Annotated in this window: 2 protein-coding genes, 2 pseudogenes and 1 riboswitch; of the genes and pseudogenes, 2 read left to right on the top strand and 2 right to left on the bottom strand. The window is 73.5% G+C overall.

Annotated elements, in window-relative coordinates:
- Together L0B03_RS15515 and serC are read right to left on the bottom strand one after the other, a co-directional pair.
- A pseudogene (locus L0B03_RS15515) lies at positions 1-493 on the bottom strand (MFS transporter); the annotation flags it as partial.
- Complete coding sequence (serC, locus tag L0B03_RS15510; RefSeq protein ID WP_250447449.1) at positions 490-1,620, bottom strand: phosphoserine transaminase; 1,131 nt, start codon at positions 1,618-1,620, stop codon at positions 490-492. The pseudogene L0B03_RS15515 and the gene serC, both read right to left, overlap by 4 nt.
- Before the next feature lie 112 nt (positions 1,621-1,732).
- Here serC and L0B03_RS15505 point away from each other — a divergent pair, with 112 nt between their 5' ends.
- Positions 1,733-2,458: a metal-dependent transcriptional regulator gene (locus L0B03_RS15505; protein WP_250447448.1), complete on the top strand. Its 726-nt coding sequence runs from the start codon at positions 1,733-1,735 to the stop codon at positions 2,456-2,458.
- A gap of 383 nt (positions 2,459-2,841) precedes the next feature.
- Positions 2,842-3,035, top strand: a riboswitch (cyclic di-AMP (ydaO/yuaA leader).
- A gap of 2 nt (positions 3,036-3,037) precedes the next feature.
- A pseudogene (locus L0B03_RS15500) lies at positions 3,038-3,453 on the top strand (glycoside hydrolase); the annotation flags it as partial.

Here is a 3,453-nt window from a genome sequence, read left to right as displayed (position 1 = left end):
CCCCCGAGTTGACCGAGGCGCCGCCCGCGAGCGGGGCGAGCAGACCGAAGGTCGCGCCGACGGCGTTGGCCTCGGTGATCGCCGCGGGACCTGCTGCCCCGTGGTGCACCGCGAGGGCCGGCTGGGCGGCCGCCAGGACGAGGTTCCCGCCCACGGCCACGACGACGCAGGCGGGCAGGGTCAGGGCGACGGTGCTGCCGGCCAGGAGCATGAGGATGCCGACCACCAGCACCGCGCAGCCGAGCAGGGTCTGCACGCGTCGGCCGTACCGGATCGCGATGCGGGCGCTGATCAGGCCTGCGGCTACGGTGCCGACGGCCATCCCGGTGCCGTGCAGCCCCGCGAGGGCCCGGGAGATGCCCTGCTCCTCGGCGATCAGCGGGACGGCGGGGGAGAAGCCGTAGAGGAACCAGCCCCAGGTGATGAACGGGGTGTAGAGCGTCAGGGTGAGTCGGTCGCGGACCAGCCGGCTGCGCCCCAGGGGGCGGGTCATCCGTGCCCGAGCCGCTCGGCCACGTGGTCGACGCACGCCGTCAGGGCCTGGACGTCAGCGGGCTCGATCGCGGGAAACATCGCGATGCGGATCTGGTTGCGACCGAGCTTGCGGTAGGCCTCGACGTCGACCACCCCGTGCCGGCGCAGCACCTGGCACACGGTCGCGGCGTCGACCGACGGGTCCAGGTCGATGGTGCCCACCACGCTGCTGCGGGCTGCGGGGTCGGTCACGAAGGGCTGCGCCCAGGGGCGGTCCTCGGCCCAGCGATACAGGTGGCCCGAGGACTCCTGGGTGCGGGCCGCGGCCCACGGCAGCCCGCCCTGGTCCAGCATCCAGTCGATCTGCTCGGCCAGGAGCACGAGGGTCGCGAGGGCTGGGGTGTTGAGGGTCTGGTCCAGCCGCGAGGAGGTGATCGCGGTGCTCAGGGAGAGGAAGGTCGGCGCCCAGCGGTCCTCGGCGAGGCGCTCGGCCCGGGCGATCGCGGCGGGGGAGCACAGGGCCAGCCACAGGCCGCCGTCGGAGGCGAAGGACTTCTGCGGGGCGAAGTAGTAGACGTCGGTCTGACTCACGTCCACGGCCATGCCCCCCGCGGCCGACGTCGCGTCGACCAGCACGAGGGCGGCGTCGTCCGCTCCCGCGGGGCGCTGCACGGGGGACGCGACGCCGGTCGAGGTCTCGTTCTGCGGCCAGGCGTAGGTGTCGACGCCGGGGGCGGCCTCGGGCAGGACGCGCGAGCCGGGGGCCGCGGTGCGCACCTCGGGCTCGGCGAGGAAGGGGGCGCGGGTCACGGCCCGGGCGAAGCTCGAACCGAACTCCCCGAAGGTGCACAGCTGTGCGCGGTCCTGCACCAGGCTGAAGGTGGCGAGGTCCCAGAAGGCCGTCGAGCCGCCGTTGCCCAGCACCACCTCGTAGCCCTCGGGCAGGGTGAAGAGCTCGGCGAGGCCGGTGCGCACCCGGCCGACCAGTGCGCGCACCGGGGCCTGGCGGTGGGAGGTGCCCAGCAGTGTGCGGCCGACGGCGGCGAGGGCCTCGACCTGCTCGGGCCGGACCTTCGAGGGCCCCGACCCGAAGCGACCGTCGGCGGGCAGCAGGTGGGCGGGGATCGTGATCTGAGGCGGCTCCACGCGCCAACTCTAGGGGGCGGGCAGGTGCCGAGGGGTGGCCCCGGGCGCCCGCCGGCCGGTCGCGCACCGTAACCTGGGGGGCAGTCGGCCCAGACGGACGAAAGGCCCCCGCGTGAGCGACCTGATCGACACCACCGAGATGTACCTGCGCACCATCTACGAGCTCGCCGAGGAGGGGATCGTCCCGCTGCGTGCCCGGATCGCCGAGCGTCTGGGGCACTCGGGCCCGACGGTCTCGCAGACCGTCGCGCGCATGGAGCGGGACGGGCTGGTCGTGGTCAGCGGTGACCGCCACCTCGAGCTCACCGACGCGGGCCAGCTCAAGGCCACCCGGGTGATGCGCAAGCACCGGCTCGCCGAGCGCCTGCTGACCGACGTGATCGGCCTGGAGTGGTCCTACGTCCACGACGAGGCCTGCCGCTGGGAGCACGTGATGAGCGACCGGGTCGAGCGGCGCCTGGTCGAGCTGCTCGACCACCCCCACCACTCGCCCTACGGCAACCCGATCCCGGGGCTGGCCGAGCTCGGCGAGCTCGGGACCGTCGAGGGCTTCCTCGACGGCGTGGTGTCCCTCGTGGTCCTGGCGCGGGCGGTCGTCGCCTCCGAGGGTGTCGCTGATGGTCCGATCGAGGCCACGGTGGCCCGCCTGGGCGAGCCCCTGCAGACCGACACCGACCTGCTCGAGCGGCTCTCCTCGGCCGGCGTGCTGCCCGGGTCGACCATCTCGGTCGAGCGCGGGCAGGGCATCGTGACGGTCGGGGCACCCGGGGCGGACATCGTGCTCGACCTGCCCGACGAGGTCGCGCGCCACATCTTCGTCCTGAGCCCCGAGGTCTGAGCCCTGAGCCCCGAGGTCTGAGCCCCGAGGCACTGGGCCCCGAGGCCTGAGGCCCGGCAGGCGGCGGTCAGGGGCGGCGTCCGGGGCCCCACCACCCTGATGGCTGACGCCCGTTCACCCGGACGGTCCCACGTGCTCGGGCCCGACTCTCGCAGATGTGACGTGTGCCACATCCAGGGCCTCCCTCGACCTCGGCCGCCGTGGTAGCAGACCCCTGAGGGTTCTGTGTTCATGCAGGTCGTGGCGTTGCGCCATGTCACCCGTCTGCGCGGTCTCGTGATCATCCCGAGACCTTCCTGCGGTGGCCGTGACCTTGGCGTGACATACGGGCGAACCCTCGGGTAGTCTCGCGGTGCTCCAGGGAACCCTCCTCGCTGGAGTCCTCAAGCGGAACGCCGAGTCCTGCCGCCGCATGAGGTCCGTTCGAACTGCTGGCAGGAACGGGGGAACCACTTACGTGGGCATCGGTCTCCGATGTCCTTGGGGTGAAGTCCCGGGAACGTGTGAACGTGACCGGGGCCGGGTGATCTCCCACCCGAACCCGACAGCTCACCTCGTAGGCGTCAGGAGAGGTACCGAGTGACCGTCACCCCCCAGCAGCGCGCCAAGCACCGCGCCGCGCGTCGCCCCACCACCCCCCTCAACGACCTCGCGAACGCCGCCACGGGCAGCCTCGCCACCGTCGGGCGTCGCTCCGCCGTCGTCGCCGCCTCCGGCGGTCTCGTCATGACGATGGCTCTGCCCGCCGCGGCAGCGCCCTCGGACGGCTCGACCAACGCCCTGCCGGCCGTCGACACCACGGCCCTCACCGCTCAGGCCCGCGCGGCGCTGGCGACCTCCCCGGTCGTCTCGGTCCCCGTCGACGCCGACTGGTCCTTCGACGCCCCCGAGTTCGAGGTCGTCGCGAACCCGGAGCCGGAGCCCGAGCCGGAGCCGGTCGTCGTCGAGGCCCCGGCCTCGCGCTCCAACGACCGCGCTGCGGTCGAGGCCCCGGC

Source organism: Actinotalea sp. C106, assembly GCF_023630195.1.
GTDB lineage: Bacteria > Actinomycetota > Actinomycetes > Actinomycetales > Cellulomonadaceae > Actinotalea.
The sequence above is the reverse complement of the archived record's forward strand: the minus strand, read 5'-3'. Positions and strand labels throughout refer to the sequence as shown.